This is a genomic window from Streptomyces wedmorensis, from assembly GCF_000716445.1.
GTDB lineage: Bacteria > Actinomycetota > Actinomycetes > Streptomycetales > Streptomycetaceae > Streptomyces > Streptomyces wedmorensis.
This window is the reverse complement of the sequence record NZ_JNWK01000016.1, coordinates 1-22,697: the sequence shown is the minus strand read 5'-3', so window position 1 is coordinate 22,697 and position 22,697 is coordinate 1. Positions and strand designations below refer to the sequence as shown.

Genomic DNA, 22,697 nt, shown 5'->3' with positions numbered 1-22,697 from the left:
TCACCACGACCGTGTCCCGGGCCGTCCGGCGCGGCTCGGATTAAGCGGTGACGAAATGGTGGTCGGGGCGGGCGCGCACGGCGGAAGGTCTTCCTCGGCACCCGGCGACGGGCGCCGACACCCACTCGACCTTCCCTCGTGAGGACGGCCATGACCAGCATGAACACCGCCGCCGGGACGAACCCGGCGGGCCCCCGCACCAGCAGGACGTTCCGGGGCCTGAGGGCGCTCGCCCTCGGCCTGACCGCGCTCGCCCTCGGGCTCACCGGGACCGCCGCGACCACGGCACCGGCCGCCGCGAGCGCGTGGGCGGCGCGCGGCTCCTCCTTCGACGGCGACAGGCTCGCCGAGCTGGTGGCGAAGGACGGCGACTCCTTCCGGATCTGGCAGAACATCGACGGCGATGACTGGGAGTGGCCCTGGGGGAGCACCGGGAAGCTCCACGGCAGCGGCTGGAGCGGCGTGAACCCCGCCACGGTGTACTTCGCGGACCTCGACGGCGACCACTACAAGGACCTCGTCCAGCTGGAAGGCGACAGCTTCCGCGTCTGGAAGCACAACGGGGCCCTGTTCGGCGGCAACCCGTGGACGGGGCAGCCCTTCCGCACCGGCGGCGGGTGGTCCGGCGCCAACCCGTCGGCCGTGTGGTTCGCCGACCTCAACGGCGACGGCACCGCCGACCTCATCCACCGGTACGGCGACGAGCTCCGCTACTTCCCCAACCTCGGCGGCGGTACGAGCTGGGGTGCCCCGGTCACCATCGGATACGGCTACGGGGGCAGCGACCCGCGGGCGATCTGGTTCGCCGACCTCAACGGCGACCACCGTGCCGAGCGCATCGAGCGGTTCGGGGACGCCTTCATGGTCGGCCCCAACACCACCGGAGGCTCCGGCGGCTGGCCGTGGGGCACCGTGTACTTCACCGGCTCCGGCTGGTCGGGCCAGGACCCGTCGGGCATCTGGTTCGCCGACATCACCGGTGACGACCGGGCCGACCTCGTCCAGAAGTACGGCGACGCCCTGAGGTACTTCCCCAACAACGGCTCCGACCACAACCACACGTCCTGGTCCGCGGCCGTCGGCGCCGGCAACGGCTGGTACGCCGCCGATCCGAAGGGCATCTACTTCGCCTGATCCCCGCGGAACGGGGGTTCGCAGGGACCCGGCGAAGCACGGGGGACGGCCCCGGAGTCCGGCTACGGCTCCGGGGCCGCGCGCTGTACCGGCGCCCCCAGCAACTCCCCTGCCAGCGCGGTCCGTTGATGCAGCATCCAGCGTCCCGAGCGGCGTGACGTGACCAGGCGGCAGCGCCGCAGCACCGACAGGTGCTGGGACACCGCCGCCGAGGTGAGGTCCAGGTACGCGGCGAGCTGGCTCGTCGACAGCGGCAGGTCGAGGTGGGCGAGCAGCGCGGCCCGGCTGCGCCCCACCAGCTCGCCGAGGGGCTCCGCGGTCGCCCCGGACCGCTCTTCCGTCCACAGCCGTCCGATCCCGCGCGGCGAGTACGTGAGCGTCGGCTGGTACGGCTCGTTGTGCAGCACCAGCAGCCGGGGCCAGGCGAAGACGCACGGGACGAGCAGCAGCCCCGCTCCGCCCGCCGAACGGCGGGCGGAGTGCGCGGGTTTGTCGACGAGCAGCCGGTCCACCTCGTAGCGGGCCTCGGGGTGGAGGTCGTCGAACACCTTGGCCAGGCCCCCCGTGGTGAGCTGTCCGGCCCGGTGCGCGATGTCCGCGTCGTGCAGGGCCCGCAGCCTCGGCCACACCGGCTCGACCGCGGCCCGCCAGTACGCGGCCATCGTGTCGACCACCCCGGGCAGTTCCCGCTCCGGGTCCTCGTACAACGGTCGCAGCACGGCGGGAAGCCGGTCCCCTTCGCCCAGTTCCTCCAGCGCGGTCCGCACGACGGCGCCGGGCGTCGCGGCGATCGCCTCCAACTCGTCGCCGAACACGCCCGTCAGCGCCTCCGGCGGCGGCGCCAGGAAGTCCGGCACGATCCGCGGCCCCTGCGCGAGCGCCCTCAGCACCCGCAGATCCAGCCCCCGCACCCGCCCCGTCGCGAACTCCAGCCACGGCCTGTGCACCACGGTGCGCCGCGTCCCGGCCAGCACCGGAACGCTGTGCACCAGCTCCTCGAGCGGCGAACGTGCGAACCGTATGCGCGTCAGATCGTCGGGCCCGAAGATGATCTCGATCACGCCACGGAGCGTACCCCCCGCCCACCGCGCCGAGCGGCACCTTCGGCAGAGCGCGGGCGCGTGTGAGCGCCTGTCGAACGTCTCGGCGAACGGCGCCAGCCGTGTGAGGGAGCGCCAGGCGGTGTGATCAGGCCGATCCCGGGGCGCGGAGCATGGCCGGGCGGGTGGTGGGGCACCGATGCCCGCGTGCCCCTCACAGACGACACACAGCGATTCACCGCCCTGTCGGCGCGGCTGACCGGCTTCGACGGAGAGGACCTGACGGCCACCGGGCTCGCGGAGGTGTACCGGGCGGTGGCCGAGGAGGAGCTCGGAGCCGTGCGGTACGAGCGGCTGCTGCGAGAGTGGGGAGAACGGGCCGCCGGCATGGACGGGGAGCCGGGTGCCTCGGCCCGGGCGGTGACGTACCTCTGGTACACGGGCAGTTGGCCGGGTTCGCCACCGAGGCTGGTGTCCCCGCGCGCCTACGCCGAGGGCCTGGTGTGGAAGGCGGCCGGCCTGACCGCCCCCGCCGCCGGTCCCGGAGGGTACGGGAGCTGGGCCGAGGGGGTCGGCCGGTGAGGCGGTACGACGTGATCGTGGTCGGCGCCGGTGTCGCGGGCTCGCTGGTCGCGCACCGGCTCGGCCGGAACGGGCGGCGACGGGTCCTCGTCCTGGAGGCGGGGGCGGCCGGCCCCGGCGCCCACGAGGCCGACGCCGACCCGCTGACGACGTATCTGACGGCCGCCGCCCGGCTGCCGGGCGACCGGCCCCACCCGGCCGCCGCGTCGCCCGGGACGGCGGATCTCGTCGGTACGGACGGGAGCCCTGGTTTCCGGGCCGCCGGTCATCTGCGGCAGGACGGCCCGCTCCCGTACGCCAGTGGATACGTCCGTGCGAACGGCGGCACCGGCACGGTCTGGACCGGCCTGGCGCCCCGCATGCTGCCCGAGGACTTCGACACCGAGCCCTTCGGGTACGGACGGCGGTGGCCGCTCACCTACGACGACCTCGAACCCCACTACCGGGCTGCCGAGGAGCACCTGGGGGTGGCCGCGGACGCCGGGGAGCAGCGGGCGCGCCTCGGGCTGCGGTTCCCCGACGACTACGTGTATCCCATGCGGCCGCTGCCCGCCGCGCGTCTGGACCGCCTCTTCGCGGACCGTCTCGACGGGCGGCGCGTCAAGGACCCCGTCGCCGTGCGCGAGGTCGAGCTGAAGGTGGTCGGCACCCCGCACGCGCGCAACGGCGTGCCGGATCCCCGGTACGACGGCGGCCGGGGTTACGTCCCGCGGGGGCAGGACGGGCGGCGGGATCCGGACAGCCGGTGCGTGGGCAACGCGAGCTGCATCCCGTACTGCCCGTCGTACGCGAAGTACACCCCGCTCAAGACCCAGGGGCGGTGGAGCGAGTCCGTGACGCTCCGGGACCGGTCCGTGGTGAGCCGGGTCCTGGTCGACGGGCGGGGGCGGGCCACGGGCGTGGAGTACCGCTCGTACGACGGGGAGGTGTCCGTCGCGCACGCCGATGTCGTCGTGCTCGCCGCGCACGCCGTGGAGAACGCCCGTCTGCTGCTCATGTCCGGGCTCGCCGGCCGCAGCGGTCAGGTGGGCCGCAACCTGATGGACCATCCGGTGCTTCTGACCTGGGGGCTGTTGCCCGAGGGCGAGCACGCCGGGTCGTATCGGGGGCCCGGGTCCGTCTCCGGGTTCGAGGGTTTCCGCGCGGGTCCGGGGCGCCGGCTGCGGGCGCCGTTCCGGGTCGAGTTCGGGACGTGGGGCTGGATCTGGGCGACGGGGCCGGTCGACACGGACGTGGACCACTTCCTCACCGGACGCGGCTTGTCCGGCCGGGAGTTGAGAGCGGCGGTCGGGGACCGGATCCGCCGCCAGTTCGCCCTCCAGTTCGAGATGGAGCAGGGGGCCGACCCGGCGAACCGGGTCACCCTGCACCCGTCCGAGCGTGACGCCCTGGGCCTCCCCCGCCCCCTGGTCACGTACGACCTCGACGAACACGTCAAGGAGGGGATGGTCGCCGCCCGCGCCGTGTCCGACCAGATCTTCGCGCTGCTCGGCGCCGAGGACCACACGGACTACGCGCCGCCGGCGGCGTGGCCGGGGCGCTTCGAGCACCGTGGCCGTGCGTACGGCTACCGCGGCGCGGGCCATGCGGCCGGCACCCACCTCATGGGCGACTCCCCCGCCACGTCGGTGGTGGACGCCTGGCAGCGCTGCTGGGACCACCCCGGTCTGTACGCCGTGGGCTGCGGAAGCATGCCCTCGGTGGCCACGTCGAACCCGACGCTGACGATGGCCGCGCTGGCGCTGCGCAGCGCCGAGCGGATCGAGGCGGACCTGACGGACCGCGACCGCCCCCTGTCCACCGGCCCGACCACTCGAGGAGAGTCCGCGTGACCTCGCTGCCCCTGCCGCCCGTGCCCGAACCGTTCCGGCTGCCGTTCCACTACGGCGCGTTGCACCAGATCGGCGTCGACTGGCTGGTGGACCCGGACCCGGTGCACGTCCTGCTCGCCAAGCACCACCCGGACCTGACCGCGGCCACGTTCGACGACGGGCGGGCCCTGGTCTCGCTGAACTACCAGCTGTACTTCGCGCAGTACGCGTTCGGCGGCGGCGTCACCCAGGAGATCGAGTTCAACGTCGTCGCGTTCCCGACGGCCGAGGCGGGCCGGCTGCCGCGGCTGACCTACGCCCAGTACGCGCAGGGCTGGGACCAGACGAAGCTGCTCGGCATCGCCCGCCTCCACGTCGTGTGCGACAACCCGTTCGCGATCAGGGCCGGACGCGAGCTGTATGCGGAACCCAAGTACCCGGGCTGGTTCGAGGTCGGCCTGCCGTCCCTCAACGGACCTGCGGGCGCGACCTGGACCGTGCGGTGCAAGGCGGCCGAGATCGGTCCGGACGACGCCCTGGAGCGGGGAACGGCCCCGCTGCTCGACCTCACGGCGAAGCTGGACGGGCTGACCGCGGTCGCCGCCGGCTCCGCCCCGGTCACCGGCTACGGCACCGACCGCGAGGGGCGCCTGCTCGCCGGCCCGATGAACGTCGGCCAGCCGTACGCCTGGTACGACCTGGCCGCCCCCGCGCACTCCGGGCGCACCCGGCTCGCGGTGCACGCCCCGGACGGCGACCTGGGCCGCGACCTGCGCACCGTCCTCCCGGCCGGCGCGCCGGCCGCGGGCGCGTGGACGTTCCAGTCGGCCCCGGTCGCCGCCCACCACCGGCCGTACTACCTGCCGACGGGTCCGCGCCGCTGAGGGCCGCGCCGGTGTGTCAGACGGTGCCCGGGGGGCTCGGGGTCCGCAGGGCGTCGGCGATGCCGTGGGCGAGGAAGGGGATGCGGTGGGCGGGGACGCCGGCGATGTTGACGCGGCCGGCGTCGGTGCCGTAGACGGCGGACCGGTGGCGGAGGTGGCGCATCTGTTCCGGGGTGAGGGGGAGCATCGAGAACATGCCCTTCTGGCGGGCGAGGGCTCGGGCCTGGTGCTCGTGGCCGAGGGCGGTGAGGTGGGCGACGAGGTCGGTGCGGTTGGCCGTGATGCGGTGGCGCATGAGGTCGAGTTCGGCGAGCCAGGCGGACTTGAGGCGCTCGTCGTCGAGGATGGTGGCGACGACGGCGGCACCGTGGTCCGGGGGCATGGAGTACAGGGTGCGGGCGGCGTTCTGCAGGGCGGTCTCGACGTGGCGGAGCTCGCGCGTGGAGGAGCCGAGGACGATGGCGCAGCCGGTGCGGTCCCGGTAGAGGCCGAAGTTCTTGGAGCAGCTGACGGCGACCAGCAGTTCGGGGAGGCGTTCGGCCAGCATGCGGGTCGGGGCGAGGTCGGCCTCCAGGCCGTCGCCGAGGCCGTGGTAGGCCAGGTCGACGAAGGGGATCCAGCCGCGGGCCGCGGCGAGTCCGGCGAGCTCTTCCCACGTCGCGAAGGAGGGGTCGGCGCCGGTGGGGTTGTGGCAGCAGCCCTGGAGCAGGACGACGTCGCCGGGCCCCGCCGCGCGGAGGTCCTCCAGCATGTCGGCGGCGTCCGGGCGTCCGGTGGTGCCGAGCCACCGGTAGGTGCGGACGGTGAGACCGGCGCCTTCGAGGATGGGGCGGTGGTTGACGTACGCCGGGTCGCTGATCCAGACCGTGGTGCCGGGGCGGGTCTGCCGTACGAGGTCGGCGAGGAGGCGCAGGGCGCCGGTGCCCGCCACGGTCTGGACGGCGGTCGCCCGCGACGTGAGGGCTTCGGTGCCGAGGACGGTGCCGAGCATGGCGCGGTTGAAGGCGGTGTTGCCCGACAGGCCCAGGTACTCCTTGGAGCCGGAGCGTTCCGCCAGGCGTATCTCGGCCTCCTTGACCGCCGCCATGACGGGCGTGATGCCGGTGTGGTCGCGGTAGACGCCGAGGACGAGGTCGAGGCGCTCGGGGCGCGGGTCGGCGGCGTACTCGGCCGTCAGGTCCCACAGCGGGTCGGCGGGCGGGGCGGGCAGGAGCTCAAGCATCGGCGGACACCTTGGTTCGGGGGCTGCGGCGCCGGTTGGCGAGGGCGACGCCGAGGGTGATCAGGGGGACGCCGACCACGACGGGCAGGGTGGGCGTCTCGTGGAGGAGGGGCACGGCGAGCAGGACGACGGCGACCGGGCTGAGGCTTCCGACGACGGAGCTGCGCTCCGGGCCGAGCCGGCGGATCGCGAACGCGTACAGCAGTCCCGCGCACAGGCCGACGCCCAGGCCCTGCACGACGAGGAACAGCGCGATGTCGCCGCCCTCCGCCCGGGCGAGGCCGGTGGGCAGGACGCCGGTCAGGCTCAGCAGCGCGATGACGGCGAAGGACGGCAGGCAGAGCAGGCCGATGGACCCGACGGGGTCGAGGTCCACTTCGCGCAGGCCCACGGTGTACAGGGCCCACAGGCCGCTGGCGACGAGCAGCGTCCCGGTGCCGAGGAGGACGTCCCCGTCGAGGGACGTGGTGTAGCGCCACACCAGGGCCACGACGCCGGCGACGATGAGCGCGAGGCCCGCCGCCTGCGTGCCGCGCGGGGCGCTCTTGCCGCTCGCGACCATGAGGCCGGAGACGAACAGCGGGACCATGCCGGGCACGATCGCCCCGACGAAGGCGGCCGAGGTCAGGGAGCCGCCGTACATGGCGGCGAGGAAGAACGGCACCCCGGCGCCACAGATGATCTTGGCTGCGGGGCCGGGCCGGACGGCCGCCAGCCGGCGCCTGCGCCGCCAAATCGCCGGGGCGAGGACGACGAGGGGCACGCCGAAGCGCAGCAGAGCCGCGTCCGCCGGCAGCAGCGTCGAGCTGCTCAGCGCGCGGGCGCTGAGCGCGAACGCCGCCCAGATGGCGACGGTGAGCAGCAGCGCGACCGTGCCCACCGCGTGCGGGGACAGGCCCCGGGTCCCGATGGCGCTCGGTTCCGCCCCGGGCCCGCCGCTCGGAGTCCCCGTTTCCGGCGCCTCCGCCGTGCTCGTCCCCGCCGATCGCGTTGCGGCCACCGACCATTCCTCCCGCTCGAAGCATTCGGGCGGTACCGACGTCCGGCTTGCCCCGACCGGCAACACTAGAGCTTCGGGCGGGGCAGACGATTGCCAGTTATGCCCTCCAGGCATAGCGTGGGGGCAGATTCTGCCAAGTTCAGCCGAGGAGAGCCCATGGACGCCGTGGACTTCCAGATCATCCACGAGTTGCAGGCGGACGGACGCCTCTCGAACCAGGACCTCGCCGACCGGATCCGGCTGTCCCCCTCCCCCTGCCTGCGCCGGGTGCGCCGCCTCGAGGACTCGGGACTGATCGGCGGCTACACGGCCACCGTCGACCAGGTCGCCTTCGGGCTGCCGATCACCGTCTTCGTGCGGATCCGCCTGGAACGCCACACGGCCGAGGCGGTCAACGTGTTCGAGCAGCACGTCGGCCTCATCGACCACATCCAGGACTGCTATCTGATGGCCGGCAGCAGCGACTACCTGCTGAGGGTCGTCATCGAGAGCCTGGAGGCCTACGAGGCCCTCGTCCGCACCCGGATCCACGCCATCCCGGGCATCGCCTCGATCGAGTCCAGTTTCGCCTTCGGCAGCGTCAAGCAGTCCCGCGTCTACCCGCGGCCAGGAGCCCCCTCCCGCCCCCGCGCGGGCGGCAAGGGCGGCTGAAGTCCGGGTGAGGCCCGGCCCGCCCCGTCGTAAGCTGGACCGAGCGGGCGTCGCCCCGCGATCGAGAGGTTCGGCATGCTGCGTCTGCGAACGGGCCCCAAGGCGGCCCTCGTCGGCGCCCTCGCCACAGCCACCCTGGCGGCCACGGCCCTGCCCGGCCTCGCCCCCGCCGCCTCGGCGGCGAGCACCTCCTTCGTCGCCGTCGCGGACACGTACGTCGACAGCGAGCACCCGGCCACGAACTACGGCACCTCACGGCAGCTCGACGTGGACGGCAACCCGGTGAAGGAGACGCTGTTGCGGTTCGCCGTCACCGGCGTCACGCTGCCGGTGACACGGGCGACGCTCCGGATCCACGTCGACGACGCCGTCGGCGCCGGAGGCGTCAACGGCGGCACGTTCCGCGCGATGCCCGGCGCCGAATGGTCCGAGACGGCCGTCACCTACGACGACAGGCCCGCCGTCGACGGCGAGGTGCTCGGCTCCCTGGGCGCGGTCGCCTCCGACACCTGGTACGACGTCGACGTGACGTCGTATGTGAAGGGCGACGGCACCTTCGACATCGGCGTCACGTCACCGAACCCGGACGGAGTCCACTACGACTCGCGCGAGACCGGTGCGACCGCACCACGGCTGGTGATCGAGACGGGCCCGGCGCCCGAGCCGACCCCGTCGAGGACCGCCACGGCTCCCCCGCCGCCCACCGACCTGGTGCCGGTGCTGGTCGGTGCGGGAGACATCGCCACCCCGAGCGCCACGGACTCCGCGACCGCCGACCTGCTCGACCACGTCTCCGGCACGGTCGTCGCCCTCGGCGACAACGCCTACCCCGACGGCTCCGCTTCGGACTTCGCCGCGTTCTACGAGCCGACGTGGGGCCGCCACAAGGCGCGCACGATGCCGACCCCGGGCAACCACGACTACAACACCCCCGGAGCGGCCGGGTACTACGGTTACTTCGGTGCCAACGCCGGTCCGGCGCACCGCGGTTACTACTCGTACGACCTCGGGAACTGGCACGTGGTCTCGCTGAACTCCGAGATCGACATGTCCGCCGGGTCGACTCAGGAGAAGTGGCTGCGCGCGGACCTCGCCGCCAGCGACAAGCCGTGCACGGTGGCGTACTGGCACAGGCCGCGCTGGACCTCCAGTTCCCGCAACGGCCCCGATCGCGCGACGGGTCCGCTGATCCAGGCGCTGTACGACCACGGCGCCGAGGTGATCCTCACCGGCCACAACCACCAGTACGAGCGCTTCGCCCCGCAGGACCCGAGCGGCCGGGCGGACAGCGCCCGCGGTCTGCGGCAGTTCGTCGTCGGCACGGGCGGCGCGGGCCTCTACGACTTCGGCGCCGTCCAGCCGAACAGCGAGGCCCGCAACGACGACACCTTCGGCGTCCTGAAGCTGACCCTGCGCCCCGACGGCTACGACTGGCAGTTCGTGCCCGTGGCGGGCGAGTCGTACGACGACCACGGCTCGGGCGACTGCCGCTGAACCACCGCCGCGTGGCGGTCCGACGCTCCGGCCGGGCCAGGGGCGGGGAGTCAGACGGCGGAGGTCTCGCGAACCGGGTGCTTGCTCAGGATCGAGACGCGGTTGAAGGCGTTGATGGTGATGGCCACCCAGATGACCGCGGAGATCTCGGCGTCGTCCAGCGCCTGTCGCGCCTCGTCGTACGCCCGCTCCTGGGCGAGCGCGTCGGCGGGGTGGGTGGTGGCCTCGGCGAGGGCGAGGGCCGCGCGCTCGCGGGCGGTGAAGAGCTCGGTGTCGCGCCAGGCGGGCAGCACGCCGAGTCGCCGGGTCGTCTCTCCGGCCCGTAGCGCGGCGCGGGTGTGCACGTCGAGGCAGTAGGCGCAGCCGTTGAGCTGGGACACGCGGAGGTTGACCAGCTCGACGAGGATCCGGTCGAGGCCGGCCTCGGCCGCCGTCGTCCGTACGGCGTCGGCGGTCTTCACCAGCGCCTGGTAGGCGGCGGGGCTCCGCTTGTCGAGGTAGATCCGGCCGTCGGCCGCCGTGGTCTTCGCCGTCGCGCTCACCGTGTGCTCTCCTTCATCGGTTGTCATCGGGACGATGATCGTCCATACTTGTTGAAAACGAAACTACATGAGGGTGCAGGGGCTGGGAAATGGCTGACACGCAGATCGAGATCCTCACCGCCCGGGACGTTCCCCTGGGCGGACCGCGCGCCATGACCGTACGCCGCACCCTGCCGCAGCGGGCCCGTACGCTGATCGGCGCCTGGTGCTTCGCCGACCACTACGGCCCCGACCGGGTCGCCGAGTCCGGCGGCATGGACGTCGCCCCGCACCCGCACACCGGCCTGCAGACCGTCAGCTGGCTGTTCGCCGGGGAGATCGAGCACCGCGACAGCCTGGGCACCCACGCCTTCGTACGCCCCGGCGAGATCAACCTCATGACCGGCGGGCACGGCATCAGCCACACGGAGGTCTCCACCCCCGACACGACCGTGCTGCACGGCGTCCAGCTCTGGGTCGCCCTCCCCGACGAGCACCGTCACGCCCCGCGCGACTTCCAGCACCACGCCCCCCGGCCCCTGCGCGTCGACGGGGCGGAACTCCGGGTGTTCCTGGGGACGCTCGCCGGCGAGACCTCCCCGGTCCGCACCTTCACCCCGCTCCTCGGTGCCGAGCTCCTGATCGACGCCGGCGCGGCCGTCACCCTGGACGTGGACCCGGACTTCGAGCACGGTCTGCTCGTCGACGAGGGCGCCGTCCTCCTCGACGGCGCCTCCCTCCTCCCCGCCGAGCTCGGCTACGCCGCGCCCGGCCGCACCGCCCTCACCGTCGTCAACACGTCCGACCGCCCCGCCCGGACGGTCCTGCTCGGCGGTCCGCCGTTCGAGGAGGAGATCGTGATGTGGTGGAACTTCATCGGCCGCGACCACCAGGACGTCGTCGAGGCGCGGGACGCGTGGGAGCGGGCCTCCGACCGCTTCGGCGCCGTCGACGGCTACCCCGGCGACCGGCTGCCCGCGCCCGCCCTGCCCAACGCCGTCATCACCCCGCGCAAGAACCCGTCCCACCGCTGAACCCCGTACCGGGACAACGGAAGCCGCACCGGAAGGACCGCCATGAGCGAGCAGACCACCACCCCCGTCGTCCGTCGCGTCGACGCCCGCCACCGCTACGAGATCCTCGTCGACGAGCAGCGCGCCGGCCTGACGGCGTACCGCGACCGCGACGACCGGCGGGTGTTCTTCCACACCGAGATCGACGACGCCTACGCCGGGCAGGGGCTCGCCTCGATCCTGGTCGAGCAGGCCCTGACCGACGTGCGCGCCTCCGGGATGCGGATCGTCCCGGTCTGCCCGTACGTGGCGAAGTTCCTCAAGAAGCACGAGGAGTTCGCCGACATCACCGACCCCGTGACCCCCGAGGTCCTGACCTGGCTCGACACGCAGCTGAAGCGCTGACGCGCCGATCCTCCACGGCCGCGCGGAGACCCGCCCGACCGCACCGGTCCATCGCTGGTTCCCCCGGCGTACGACGCGTAGAGTGCGGACGGGCGCGGCGTGATCACGAGGAGTCCCTGTGACCGCGGTCAGCCTGGAACACACCACCGTCCCCGCCGACACGGGCGAGGTGACGCTGCTGATAGCCCGTCGCGTGGAGCCCGGCCACGAAGCGTCCTTCGAACGGTGGGCGGAGGGCATCCTGGAGAGCGCGGCCGCCTTCCCCGGCCATCTCGGCTACGGGTTCTTCCGTTCCTCCGGCGGCGACGCCCCCTGGTTCCTCGTCCACCGCTTCCGGGACACGGAGGCGTGCCGGACCTGGCAGGAGTCGCCCGAGCGCGCGGCCTGGTTCGCCGACTGCGACGGGCACCACCACACCGAGATCGCCCGGCGCACCCTGACCGGCATGGAGACCTGGTTCGCCAAGCCGGGTTCGACGCGGCCCGCGCCGCCCCGGTGGAAGATGGCGATCAGCGCGACCCTGGCGATCTACCCCCTCTCCGTGCTCGGCGGCCTCTTCCTCACGCCGCACCTCACCGCACTCCCCCTGCTGCTCAGCAGCGCGGTCATGGCCTGCGTGTTCAACGTGCTCATGACGTACGCGGCGATGCCCGCCGTCAGCAGACTCCTGCGCGGCTGGCTGGCCTCGTAGCGCCGGGCCCCGAGGGCGGCGGGGCATGGTGGACGGCCCCGCACGTTCCCCAGGACGCGTGAGCGCTACACCCTTCTGCCCGCGTGCGCGGGCTCCACCCCGAGGAGACGGACACCGTGAACACCGGCGCGACGGCCCGCGAGAGCTACTACGAGCGGACGGGCGAACACCGGTTCAAGCCCACGGCGCACGCGGGCGGAGCGTGGAGCGCCGACGAACAGCACTTCAGCCCGCCGGCCGGGCTCGTCGCGCACGCCCTCGACCGGCACACGGCGGACCGGCCGGGCGGTCTGGTGTTCGGGCGGATCAGCTACGACATCCTCGGCCGGATCGCCCTCGACGAGTGCGAGATCACGGTGGAGACCGTCCGGCCGGGCCGCACCATCGAACTCCTGGAGGCCACCGTCACCACAGGCGGCCGGGCCGTGGTCCGCGCCCGGGCCCGGCTGATGGCGTCCCCGGACCCCTCGGCCGTGGCCGACAGCCCGCATGCCCCGCTGCCCTCGCCCGACACGCTGCCCCACTGGGCGATGGACGCGGAGTGGCACGGCGGGTACGTGTCGTCCATCGACGCCCGGCGGGCTCCCCGGTCCCGCAGGGGCCGCGCGACGGCGTGGTCGTCCTCGCCCCTCGACCTGGTCGCGGGCGAGGCGAGCAGCCCCTCGCCTCGTACATCGCGCTCGTGGACACCGCGAACGGCATCGCCGTCCAACAGGACCCCACCGTCTGGATGTTCCCGAACCTCGACCTGACGATCCACCTGCACCGGCAGCAGGAAGGCCCGTGGACCGGCCTCGACACCACCGTCGCCTTCGGCCCGACGGGCCAGGGCCTCACCAGCAGCGTCCTGCACGACGTCCACGGCCCCGTCGGCCAGGCCGAACAGATCCTCACCGTCCGCCCCCAGCCGCGCCGCTGAGCCCGCTCGCCGGGGACCGGCCCTCGCGCCCGTTCGCGCCGGACCGGTCCCCGACGGGTGCGGTCGAGCCACCGGGAAGGGTCAGGCCGCTCGGCAGAGCTCCTCGGGGCCCGTCGGCGCGGGGGGCCGGGCCGCGGCCGCGTACAGGGGTCGGGTGACGGGGACGGCGGCCGACGCGCGCGAGCGGGTCCGGGCGAAGACGACGAGGCGAAGCACCGCGAACCGGCCGACACCGGCGACAGCGGAGGCCGAGAGGTAGACGACCTGCTGGAGCGGCGCGCCGGGGGCCGCCACCAGCTCCGCCAGGACGAGCATCGCCGCGCAGGTCACCGCGTACGCGGCTGCCGCGGATCCGGCCGACTGCGCGTGCTGGCGCACGGTCGCGCGGCTGCCCGCGCCGAAGGTGAAGCGGGCGTGCAACTCGGTGGCGACGAGCGTGGAGACCACGGTGACCAGGGCGTTGGCCGCGATCCAGGGCATCCACGCGGCGAGCGCCGTCACGGCGAAACTGGAGGCGAGCCCCACCCCGCCGCCGCAGAGCACGAAACGAGCGAAGGCGCCGAAGGCGCCGGGCGTCGACCGCTGTCGGCTGCGTGCTGTCTCCATGACCGGCCCCCCGTGTCCCCGAATGCCCCACCCGGACGGCGCGCCGCCCCACCCGGAAGCCAGGGGGCGCGCCATCGATGGTGCCATGTTGGCACATCAATGGCGCCATGGCGAGTCATTAATGGCACCCTGGTGGTGCGGCCGGGTTCAGGGCCGCGCCGAGGCGCGCCGGAAACGCCGGGGCGAGAGGCGGCGCCGGCGCTCGCGGCCGTGCCGGTCGAGCTCCTCCAGGAGGCGCCGGCCCCGGTGCTCGGGGTCGAGTTCGTCGAGGACCCGGTCGAGCTCGGCGAGCAGGGCCCCGTAGAGCTGCCAGCGGTCGGGGTCCCGCAGGGCGAGGGCGAGGAGCAGGTCCGCGGCGCCGCCCCGGCAGGCCCGGGCCGCGCGCAGCTCGCCCGCGAGGCGCTCCTCGGCGGCCTCGGCGGCCTCGCTGCCGGAAGCCGTGACGAGCACGGCGTAGCTGACGAAGGCGTCGGCGATGTGCTGTGCCGTCTCCTGTACGGCGAGCGCGGTCCGGTGCGGCAGCAGGTCCACGCCGGGCCGCTCCTTCGCCAGATCGGCCAGGGTCCGGGCGAGGACGCGCAGCACGACGGCGCAGATCTCCAGGGTGTCCAGCCCCGTGCGCAGCACCATGCGGTGCAACAGGCCCTCCTTGACGCGCGGGTTGAGGCGCAGGCTGTCCTCGGCCGTGCGCAGCGCGGCGTCCACGTCGGCCACGTCGTTGTCGAGCCGCCGCGCCTCGTGCAGCCGTTCCACCGCCCGCTCGACGGGGGTCGCGCCGGCGAACTCCTCCGCCACGTCGAGCAGCAGCCTGCGCATCCTCCGCGCGAGGTCCTCGATGGAGTCCCCCGCCGTGTCCACCCAGACGGGCGGGGCGAGCACCAGGTTGAACAGCAGTCCGACGACGGCCCCGATGAGCGTCTCCAGGACCCGGTCCCACGCCGTGTGGGCGACCTGGGTGACCCCCAGCACCAGCATCGCGCTGATCGCGACCTCCGGGACGAACTCCTCGACCTTCACCAGCCGCCCCACGACGAGGGAGGCCAGGATGACCAGGGCGAGGCTCCACCACGAGAGTCCGACGATGGCACTGAACGCGATCGCGATGAGCACCCCGACGACGACCGAGTTGACCCGGCGCAGACTCGTGGTGAGCGTCGAGAACAACGTGACCTGGACGACGAGCAGCGCCGTCAGCGGCGCGGTCAGCGGCGCCGGCTCGCTGCTGAGCCCCAGCGCCACGACGTACGACAGCGTCGCCGCCGCCGTCGACCGGACCGTCTGCACGACGAACGGATCACGCCGCAGCCGCTCCACGACATCCGCGTACCGACCGCCCCGCCCATCGCGCCGCGCCACCCGCTGCCTCGTTTCACCTTCGACGTCCCGCTCCATCCGAACCTGTCACCCCTTCCCTCGCCCGCCCCTCGCGCACACCGGACCTTCCCCGATGCCCTCCGTACGGGGCCCGGTCCGGCGTCCGCCCAGGCGTACGGACCCGTCCCGGTGCGCCTGCCCGGGTGGACGGAGCCCACGCGGGGCCGCCGCTTCCCGCAGGCCCCGCCACGCCCACGACAGCCGGGTGTCAGACCCGTGTGGGAGCGTGTGGGGATCGGGCTCGCCGAGCCCGCCGGTCACTGGGGAGGGGCGTGGTCATGACGCGCGGGGACGGTTGGGTCGGCGTGGGCTGGGACTGGAGCGACTGCGAGGACGTCCGGCGACGGATCGGGCGGGGAGCCGATCCGGAGGTCTGGAGCGGCGGGCGCCCGCTGCATCAGGCCGCGACGTTCGGCTCGCCGGAGGTGGTCGCGGAACTGGCGCGGCGGGTCGCGGACGTGGACGCGCTGGAGAACGGCGTGACGGCGCTGTGGGCGGCCGTCGTGGCGAGGAAGCCCGACAACGCGTCGGCCCTCGCCGCCGCCGGCGCCGACCCGTGGCGGCGGCAGCGCGGCGGCTGGTCGCCGGGGCGGCTGAGCCTGGCCGGGCCGACGCCGGGGCTCTTCGCCGCGCCGCCGGCCGGGGAGCGCCTGAGCAAATCGGAGCAGGCCGTGGCCGCAGAGGCCGCGCGGCTCGTCGCGGCCGTGGGCGTCTCCCCGTACGAGGGCGCGGGGCTCGCCTGCGTGGCCGGCATCGACGCGGCGGAGGCGGTGCGGCGCCTGGAGGCGGCGCCGGTGCCGGACGAGGACGCCGACGACGTGGTGGACGATCCGTACGCGTACGAGATGGACGAGATCCTGCCGATCGTCGGAGTCACCTCCGTGCCGGGCGGATGCGTCGTGACGCAGCCGTGGGGATACGCCCCGCAGATGCCCGGCGTACTGACCGGGCTGTCCGCCGGAACCGTCGCCTACGGCGTGTACGCCAACCCCAAGAGCGGCAACCAGGGCAGCATCGCCCGCGACGGTTCGCTCGACGCCTGGGACCTGCACCCGGGCGGCGAGCCGGACGCGCACCACTCCCCCGAAGAGGTCCTGGCCGGCTACCTCTTCCGCTGCAACCCCGTGGCGTACGCGTGCTCCTTCACGGGACTGCGCCCGGCGGACGCCCGCCCGGTCGTCGGCCCGCCCGACCTGTGGGTCCGGCTCCCGGAGCGGGACTACTGGAGCCACTGAGAGCACCGCCCGGGCAAGTCGCCCCGCCCGGCGGCAGCGTGCGGCCACGGAGCGTTTGACACGCGGCGCCCCGGGGCCGAGGGCCGAAGTGAGGGACAAGACGACCCTCCTCCAGGGCGTGGCGGCCGACGCCGGTGAGCGCGGCCTCCCGGCGGTGCTCCTGCGTCCCGGTACCGACAGCCCCGAGGAACTCGACCAGTGCCTCGTCTACCGGCGGGTGGGCTGAAGAGCGGTCGCGGCTCAGGCACCCGGATCACACTTCTGGCGCAACCAGATGTTGCACATGCCTCAGGGCGGCTCTACAGTTGTTACGCAACCAAAGGTTGCGAGAAGCTGGGAGAGCGGCATGGAACGCGGCAGCATCGAGCGCGAGATCCACATCGACGCGAGGCCCGAGGTGGTCTACGAGGTCGTCAGCAGGCCCGAGCACCTACGGGAGTGGTGGCCGGACGAGGCGGAGCTGGAGCCGACCCCCGGAGGCACCGGGGTCATCACGTTCGGCGACCGGACCTCACCGGACGCGCACGTCGTGCCGGTCACGGTGGTCGAGGCGGACCCACCGCGGCGGTTCTCCTTCCGATGGGTGTACGACCGGGCCGAGGCCGCGACGCCGGCCAACTCGCTCCTGGTCGTCTTCGAACTGATCCCGTCGGGCGCGGGCACGCTGCTGCGCTTCTCCGAGACCGGGTTCCGGGAGAAGGGCTGGGAGGCGGCCGTGCTCGAAGAGCAGTACCGCGAGCACGTCTCCGGCTGGGACCACTTCCTGCCCCGGCTGGTCACGTACGTCGCCCGGCTGGTGTCGACGCCGTGAACGCCACCGTCGACGACGAGCTCTGGACCGCGGTGGGCGACCCGACCCGACGGCGGATGCTCGACCTGCTGCTGACCGGCGGCGGGACGGCCACGACGCTGAGCGAACACCTCCCCATCACCCGGCAGGCCGTCGCCAAGCACCTCGGCGTCCTCCACCGGGTCGGGCTCGTCCACGTCACGCCGTACGGACGCGAGCGCCGCTACGAGGTCGACGAGGCCCAGCTCGCCCGCGCCGTGGCTCAGCTGACCTCGGTCGGCACCGCCTGGGACGCCCGGCTCCAGCGCATCAAGCGCCTCGCCGAAGCGATCCAGCGCAACCAGGAAGACTGATCCTTCACGAGAGAGAGACAGCGAGATGCCTGACATCCTGCACAGGATCGGAGTCACCTCGTCCCCCGCCGCCGTCTACACGGCCCTGACCACGGTCGACGGCCTGGCGAGCTGGTGGACGGAGGACACGACCGGCGACCCCGACGTCGGAGGAACCATCCGATTCCGATTCGAGCCCGGCGGGTTCGACATGAAGGTCCTCGACGCCCAGCCCGACGAGAGCGTGCTCTGGGAGGTCGTGGACGGCCCCGAGGAGTGGATCGGCACCCAGGTCCACTTCGACCTCAAGGAGGAGGACGGCTTCACGATCGTGCTGTTCCGGCACGCGGGCTGGCAGCAGCCCGTGGAGTTCATGTACCACTGCAGCACCAAGTGGGCCACCTTCCTGATGAGCCTCAAGAAACTCGTCGAGACCGGCAAGGGCGAACCCGCCCCGCACGACGTCAGGATCGGCAACTGGCACTAGGAACCGCCCGGGTCGACGGACTCCCGCCCCGTGGACGGCCGGTGTCGCGCGGACGACGCGCCCGGCCGCCCAGGGGGCGGGGCCGTCAGTGCGGGAGGCCGACGGCGCGTTCGCCGCTGCGGCGCTGCTGGATGACCACGGCGATGACGAGGAGGGCGCCCTGCGCGACGTTCTGCCAGAAGGTGTTGATGCCCTGGACGGTCAGACCGTTCTCCAGGCAGCCGAGGAGGGCCACCGCCAGAAGCGTGCCGCCGATGCCGCCCTTGCCGCCCTTGAGCGCGGCGCCGCCGAGCGCGGCGGCGGTGATGGCCTTGAGTTCGAGGCCCTCGCTGCCGGAGACCGGCTGCCCTGACCCGGTGCGGGCGGTGAGCAGGATGCCCGCGATCGCGGCGACGGCACCGATCAGGGTGTACACGCAGATCAGGTACTTGTTGATGCTGATGCCGGCGAGGCGGGCGGCGGTGTCGTTGCCGCCGATCGCGTAGAGGTTGCGGCCGATGTCCGTGTACTTGAGCAGCAGGTGCACGGTGACGGCGACGACGATGAGGATCCACACCATGACCGGAAGTCCGGCGATCTTGCCGCGGCCGAGGAAGACGAAGACGTCGTTGTTGAGGACGTAGCCCTGGGCGCGGCCGTCGGAGAGGAGCTGGGCGAGGCCCTTGTAGGCGGCGAGGCCGGCGAGGGTGGCGATGGTGGGGTTGACCCGTCCGTAGACGATGACCACGCCGTTGACGGCTCCGACGAGGAGCCCGACGCCGACGGCGGCCGCCATGCCGAGGAAGGCGCCCGACCCGGTGGTGGTGAACACCATGGCGCTGACGACCGACGCCACGCCGACCTGGGAGCCGACGGAGATGTCGAGGCCGCCGCAGATGATGACCACGGTCTGGACGATGGCGAGCAGTCCGGTGATGGTCGCCGCCTCGGCGATCACCTGCATGTTGGACAGGCTCAGGTAGTTGTCGTTGAGGACGCCGAACAGGGCGAGGACGACCAGGAGCGCGCCGATGAGGCTGATGTTCTGGCCGCCGACGCCGGACAGGAACGCGGGGCGGCGCGACGCGCGGCCGTCGTCGCCTCCGGAGCCCTTGACGGTCGGTGCGGGGGTGCTGGTGAGGGTCATGACGAGGCTCCAGGGGCGGCGCCGACGATGTCGTCGGCCATGGCGAGTTCGAGGATGGCTTCTTCGGTGGCTTCCCCGCGGTCCAGTTCGCCGGTGATCCGGCCGCCCTGCATGACGACGACCCGGTCGGCGAGGCCGAGGAGTTCGGGGAGTTCGGAGGAGATGACGAGCACGGCGACGCCCTCGGCGGCGAGGTCGGCGATGATCTGGTAGATCTCCGCCTTCGCACCGACGTCGATGCCCCGGGTCGGCTCGTCGAGGATCAGCACCTTCGGCTTGCGAGCCAGCCACCTGGCGAGCACGACCTTCTGCTGGTTGCCGCCCGACAGCTTGCGCACCTCGTGGTCGATCGACGGCGTACGCACCCTGAGCCGGTCGGAGAACTCCTGGGCGAGCCGGCGCTCCGCCGTACGCCGCACGAAGCGGAAGCGCCGCAGCCGGTCCAGTACCACCAGGGAGGCGTTCTCCTTGATGGACTGCTGGAGGAACAGCGCCTGCGCCTTGCGCTCCTCGGGCGCGAGGCCGAGTCCGGCGCGGATCACGTCACCGGGCCGCCCGCTGCGCAGCCGTACGCCGTCGAGGGTGACGGTCCCGGCACGGACGGGCAGGTCACCGGCGAGGGCGAGGGCCAACTCCGAGCGTCCGGCCCCGATCAGGCCCGCGAGGCCGACGACCTCACCGGCGTGGACCCGCAGCGAGATGTCGCTGACGTCGTCGGTCGTGAGGTTTTGGACGTCGAGTACCAGCCGGTCCGTGGCGACCCGCTGCCGTACGAACATGGCGGAGAGGTCACGGCCCACCATCAGGCGGACGAGCTCGCCCTCTTCGGTCGTGGCGGCGTCCTGGACGCCGACGAGGGTGCCGTCGCGCAGGACCGCGATGCGGTCGGCGAGCTGGAAGATCTCCTGCATGCGGTGCGAGACGTACACGATCGCGATGCCTTCGTCGCGCAGCCGCCGGATCAGGGCGAACAGCGCGTCCACCTCGTGCTCCGACAGGGAGGACGTGGGCTCGTCGAAGGCGATCAGCCGGGCGGTGGTGCCGCCGGTCAGCGCCCGCATGATCTCCACCAACTGCCGCTGGGCGGGGGTGAGCTGGGAGCCGAGCAGGTCCGGGTCGAGCACGTGGGCGAAGCCGAGGCGCTCCAGGTCGGCCCTGATGCGCCGGTCGAGCTCGGCCCGGTCGAGCAGCCGGCCGCGCTTGCGGGGCAGCGCGCCTGCGTAGACGTTCTCCGCGACGGAGATGTGCGGGACGATCTCGGGTTCCTGCGGGATGATCCGGATGCCGGCGGCTCGGGCGCGGGCCGGGGAGTCGAGCGTGACGGGCTCTCCGTCCACCACCACGTGTCCCTCGGTCGGCTGGTGGTCACCGGTGAGGATCTTGAGCAGCGTGGACTTTCCCGCGCCGTTCTCCCCCATGAGGGCCGTGACCTGTCCGGCGGGGAAGTCGAGCGTGACGCCGCCGATCGCCTGGACCTCGCCGAAGCGCTTGATGATGCCCGACACCCCGACGGACGGGGCGTGGTCGCCCGCGGGAGGCGGGCCGTCGGGAGACCCCGGAGCGGGGTCCGGGTGAGGGTGTGGGGTCATGTCTCGGTTCACCTCGAAGACAGGGTGCGGGGCTGGAGAGGCCCCGGCGCGTCGGGCAGCGGGGGGATCAGGGTCCGACGCGCCGGGGAGCGGGGGGGGCCGACGCGTCGGTGGGCGGGGGTGGGGGGGCCGACGCGTCGGGAGCAGTGGGTCACCGGCCGGCGGCGGCCGCTGGGGCGCCGCCGGCCGGGAGCACTCAGCCGCAGGTGACTCCCGCGGTCTTCCAGGAGGCGTGGTCGACCATGGTGGTCGGGGCGAAGGCCTCGGCGGGGAAGTCCTTGCCGTTCTTGAGCTTGTCGTACATCGTCTGGACGGCCAGGGCGCCGACGTCCTTGCCGTTGATGAACAGCGCGGCCTTCATGCCGCTCGGCTTGTCCGACTGCCATTCCTTGCAGGCCAGGTAGGCGCCCAGGCCGACACCGACGACGTTCGCGGGCTTGACGCCGGCGTTGGCGAGCGCGGTGACACCGCCCATCACGTTCTCGTCGTTGCAGCCCCAGATCACCCAGTTCTTCACGCCGGCGTTGGCGGTGACCGTGGCGGCGATCTTGTCCTGGGCTCCGGTGGGCGTGTTGTCGGTGGGGACGTCGATGGTCTTCACACCGGGAACGGCGGCGTCGAAGGCCTTCTTCGCGGCCGCGACCCGGTCGCCGCAGACGGTCACGTCCTGCTTCCACGCCGAGACGACCCGGGTGTCGGCGGCCGTCCACCCCGCCTTCGCGAACTCGGCGGCGGCGCGCTTGCCGACCTCCTCGCCCATCTGGGCGCCGCTGAACCCGATCCGCGGCACCAGGTCGGCCTTGCCGCAGGCGGCCGGGTCCGGGCCGGTGGTGCAGATCTGGTCGTCGGAGGTCAGCAGTGCGACCTTGCCGTCCTTGGCGGTCTGCACGACCTGCGGACCGACTGCCGGGTCCGGCACGACGATGATGACGCCGTTCGTCTTCTGCGCGATCGCCGACTGCACCTCGCTGACGGTCTTGTTGGCGTCGTTGCCCAGGTTCACGACCTTGAGGTCGATCCCGAGCTCGGCGGCCTTCGCCTTCGCGCCGGCGGCCTCACCGATGAAGTACTCCTGGTCGCCCTGCTTCTGGAGGTAGGTGATCGAGATCTTTCCGTCGACCTTGGCGACCTGGTCGTCGGCGGCGGTGGAGGTCTTCCCGGACGAGCAGGCCGTGCTCAGGCCGAGCGAGAGGAGAAGTCCCGTGGCGGCGGCCACGCGGCGAGAGGAGGAACGGAACATCGGGGGCTCCTTAGGGCGGGCGACGACCGCCGCGTCCGGGCGTGCGGGTCGTGCGGTTCGTGCGGGGCTGAGGGGCGGGCCGCGGGGCGCAGAGGCGCCTCACCCGGTCATCAAAATCCCTCGGAATCAAACAGATTCAAACGAGCAACACCATGACACCGCCACGGGATCCCCAACGTCAACCCCCGTGCAAAGATGAGATGTCTCCGTGACCTGCACTCCCACAAGGCACAACAGGGAGGAAAGCCAAGGGAGTTGGAAGCTGTCATGTCCATGACATTCACAGACGGAAAGCGCACAGAATGCGCCAGCGAGTGGCCCCGGCCGCCCCCGAAGAGGGCGGCCGGAGTCACGACACGTCTACTCGTTCACGTCTCGTCGTGGGGGTCTACTTGTTGACCGTGAAGCCCTGGTCGTTGCCGTACTTGACGCTGGCGTCCTGCCAGGCCTTCAGGCCGTCGGTGAGCTTGGTGGGGGTGACGTAGGCCTTGCCGACGGTGTCGTTGAAGATGGAGTTGGCGTAGACCTGGTAGGGGAGGTAGGTCCAGTCG

General features: G+C 72.9%; 24 protein-coding genes and 2 pseudogenes. 16 read left to right on the top strand and 10 right to left on the bottom strand.

Annotation, left to right across the window (positions count from 1 at the left end; genetic code table 11):
* Positions 1-150: 150 nt before the first annotated feature.
* A complete protein-coding gene (locus OO54_RS15130) occupies positions 151-1,134 on the top strand; it encodes an FG-GAP repeat domain-containing protein (RefSeq protein WP_033203391.1) in 984 nt (327 codons plus the stop codon).
* A gap of 62 nt (positions 1,135-1,196) precedes the next feature.
* Here OO54_RS15130 and OO54_RS15125 read toward each other — a convergent pair whose 3' ends face one another.
* Positions 1,197-2,195: an ArsR/SmtB family transcription factor gene (locus tag OO54_RS15125; RefSeq protein WP_033203388.1), complete on the bottom strand. Its 999-nt coding sequence runs from the start codon at positions 2,193-2,195 to the stop codon at positions 1,197-1,199.
* Between the two features lie 186 nt (positions 2,196-2,381).
* Here OO54_RS15125 and OO54_RS15120 point away from each other — a divergent pair, with 186 nt between their 5' ends.
* From OO54_RS15120 to OO54_RS15110, 3 genes are read left to right on the top strand one after another with little or no spacing between them, the layout of a single operon-like run.
* Entirely contained in the window at positions 2,382-2,756 is a 375-nt protein-coding gene (locus OO54_RS15120; protein ID WP_033203386.1) for a hypothetical protein, read from the top strand.
* Positions 2,753-4,588: a GMC family oxidoreductase gene (locus OO54_RS15115; RefSeq protein ID WP_033203384.1), complete on the top strand. Its 1,836-nt coding sequence runs from the start codon at positions 2,753-2,755 to the stop codon at positions 4,586-4,588. The genes OO54_RS15120 and OO54_RS15115 overlap by 4 nt, the downstream gene beginning before the upstream one ends.
* Positions 4,585-5,451: a hypothetical protein gene (locus OO54_RS15110; RefSeq protein WP_033203383.1), complete on the top strand. Its 867-nt coding sequence runs from the start codon at positions 4,585-4,587 to the stop codon at positions 5,449-5,451. The genes OO54_RS15115 and OO54_RS15110 overlap by 4 nt, the downstream gene beginning before the upstream one ends.
* Before the next feature lie 16 nt (positions 5,452-5,467).
* Here the strand turns inward: OO54_RS15110 and OO54_RS15105 are convergent, their stop codons facing one another.
* Both OO54_RS15105 and OO54_RS15100 read right to left on the bottom strand, forming a co-directional pair.
* Complete coding sequence (locus tag OO54_RS15105) at positions 5,468-6,673, bottom strand: amino acid aminotransferase (protein WP_033203382.1); 1,206 nt, start codon at positions 6,671-6,673, stop codon at positions 5,468-5,470.
* Positions 6,666-7,673, bottom strand: coding sequence for a DMT family transporter (locus OO54_RS15100; RefSeq protein ID WP_234439416.1), 1,008 nt, complete (start codon positions 7,671-7,673; stop codon positions 6,666-6,668). The genes OO54_RS15105 and OO54_RS15100 overlap by 8 nt, the downstream gene beginning before the upstream one ends.
* Before the next feature lie 156 nt (positions 7,674-7,829).
* On the opposite strand from OO54_RS15100, the gene OO54_RS15095 reads away from it, so the two are divergent.
* Together OO54_RS15095 and OO54_RS15090 are read left to right on the top strand one after the other, a co-directional pair.
* Entirely contained in the window at positions 7,830-8,324 is a 495-nt protein-coding gene (locus tag OO54_RS15095; protein WP_033203379.1) for an Lrp/AsnC family transcriptional regulator, read from the top strand.
* Between the two features lie 75 nt (positions 8,325-8,399).
* Entirely contained in the window at positions 8,400-9,818 is a 1,419-nt protein-coding gene (locus OO54_RS15090) for a CBM96 family carbohydrate-binding protein (RefSeq protein ID WP_033203378.1), read from the top strand.
* A 50-nt stretch (positions 9,819-9,868) separates the two neighbouring features.
* On the opposite strand, the gene OO54_RS15085 is transcribed toward OO54_RS15090, so the two are convergent.
* A complete protein-coding gene (locus tag OO54_RS15085; RefSeq protein WP_051786960.1) occupies positions 9,869-10,387 on the bottom strand; it encodes a carboxymuconolactone decarboxylase family protein in 519 nt (172 codons plus the stop codon).
* Between the two features lie 62 nt (positions 10,388-10,449).
* On the opposite strand from OO54_RS15085, the gene OO54_RS15080 reads away from it, so the two are divergent.
* The 5 genes and pseudogenes from OO54_RS15080 to OO54_RS47380 all read left to right on the top strand — a co-directional run bounded on the left by OO54_RS15080 (position 10,450) and on the right by OO54_RS47380 (position 13,367).
* Entirely contained in the window at positions 10,450-11,373 is a 924-nt protein-coding gene (locus OO54_RS15080) for a pirin family protein (protein ID WP_033203376.1), read from the top strand.
* Between the two features lie 42 nt (positions 11,374-11,415).
* A complete protein-coding gene (locus OO54_RS47390; protein WP_033203375.1) occupies positions 11,416-11,757 on the top strand; it encodes a GNAT family N-acetyltransferase in 342 nt (113 codons plus the stop codon).
* A gap of 118 nt (positions 11,758-11,875) precedes the next feature.
* Positions 11,876-12,448, top strand: coding sequence for an antibiotic biosynthesis monooxygenase (locus OO54_RS15070; protein ID WP_051786959.1), 573 nt, complete (start codon positions 11,876-11,878; stop codon positions 12,446-12,448).
* Positions 12,449-12,531: 83 nt separating this feature from the next.
* Positions 12,532-12,831, top strand: a pseudogene (locus OO54_RS48560) (acyl-CoA thioesterase domain-containing protein); the annotation flags it as partial.
* Positions 12,792-13,367, top strand: a complete 576-nt coding sequence (locus tag OO54_RS47380) for a thioesterase family protein (protein ID WP_324611680.1) — start codon at positions 12,792-12,794, stop codon at positions 13,365-13,367. The pseudogene OO54_RS48560 and the gene OO54_RS47380, both read left to right, overlap by 40 nt.
* 81 nt (positions 13,368-13,448) lie before the next feature.
* Here the strand turns inward: OO54_RS47380 and OO54_RS15060 are convergent, their stop codons facing one another.
* Entirely contained in the window at positions 13,449-13,973 is a 525-nt protein-coding gene (locus tag OO54_RS15060) for a GtrA domain-containing protein (protein WP_033203374.1), read from the bottom strand.
* A gap of 147 nt (positions 13,974-14,120) precedes the next feature.
* A complete protein-coding gene (locus OO54_RS15055) occupies positions 14,121-15,287 on the bottom strand; it encodes an FUSC family protein (RefSeq protein ID WP_051786958.1) in 1,167 nt (388 codons plus the stop codon).
* 338 nt (positions 15,288-15,625) lie between these two features.
* Here OO54_RS15055 and OO54_RS15050 point away from each other — a divergent pair, with 338 nt between their 5' ends.
* From OO54_RS15050 to OO54_RS15035, 5 genes are all read left to right on the top strand, one after another.
* On the top strand, positions 15,626-16,582 hold the full coding sequence (locus tag OO54_RS15050) for an ankyrin repeat domain-containing protein (protein WP_033203372.1): 957 nt from the start codon (positions 15,626-15,628) through the stop codon (positions 16,580-16,582).
* A gap of 88 nt (positions 16,583-16,670) precedes the next feature.
* Entirely contained in the window at positions 16,671-16,808 is a 138-nt protein-coding gene (locus OO54_RS45860) for a hypothetical protein (RefSeq protein WP_157856485.1), read from the top strand.
* A 120-nt stretch (positions 16,809-16,928) separates the two neighbouring features.
* The gene (locus OO54_RS15045) at positions 16,929-17,393 is read left to right on the top strand and encodes an SRPBCC family protein (RefSeq protein WP_033203371.1); all 465 of its coding nucleotides are present in this window, start codon (positions 16,929-16,931) and stop codon (positions 17,391-17,393) included.
* Complete coding sequence (locus OO54_RS15040) at positions 17,390-17,725, top strand: ArsR/SmtB family transcription factor (RefSeq protein WP_033203370.1); 336 nt, start codon at positions 17,390-17,392, stop codon at positions 17,723-17,725. Before OO54_RS15045 ends, OO54_RS15040 begins: the two co-directional genes overlap by 4 nt.
* Before the next feature lie 25 nt (positions 17,726-17,750).
* Entirely contained in the window at positions 17,751-18,191 is a 441-nt protein-coding gene (locus OO54_RS15035; protein WP_033203369.1) for an SRPBCC family protein, read from the top strand.
* Positions 18,192-18,276: 85 nt separating this feature from the next.
* Here the strand turns inward: OO54_RS15035 and OO54_RS15030 are convergent, their stop codons facing one another.
* From OO54_RS15030 to OO54_RS47375, 4 genes and pseudogenes are all read right to left on the bottom strand, one after another.
* Positions 18,277-19,317, bottom strand: a complete 1,041-nt coding sequence (locus OO54_RS15030; RefSeq protein ID WP_017236444.1) for an ABC transporter permease — start codon at positions 19,315-19,317, stop codon at positions 18,277-18,279.
* Positions 19,314-20,906 (bottom strand): sugar ABC transporter ATP-binding protein, encoded by a 1,593-nt coding sequence (locus OO54_RS15025; RefSeq protein WP_234439414.1) that lies wholly within the window; start codon positions 20,904-20,906, stop codon positions 19,314-19,316. Before OO54_RS15025 ends, OO54_RS15030 begins: the two co-directional genes overlap by 4 nt.
* Before the next feature lie 196 nt (positions 20,907-21,102).
* Positions 21,103-22,146: a substrate-binding domain-containing protein gene (locus OO54_RS15020; RefSeq protein ID WP_051786957.1), complete on the bottom strand. Its 1,044-nt coding sequence runs from the start codon at positions 22,144-22,146 to the stop codon at positions 21,103-21,105.
* Between the two features lie 388 nt (positions 22,147-22,534).
* Positions 22,535-22,697, bottom strand: a pseudogene (locus OO54_RS47375) (sugar ABC transporter substrate-binding protein); the annotation flags it as partial.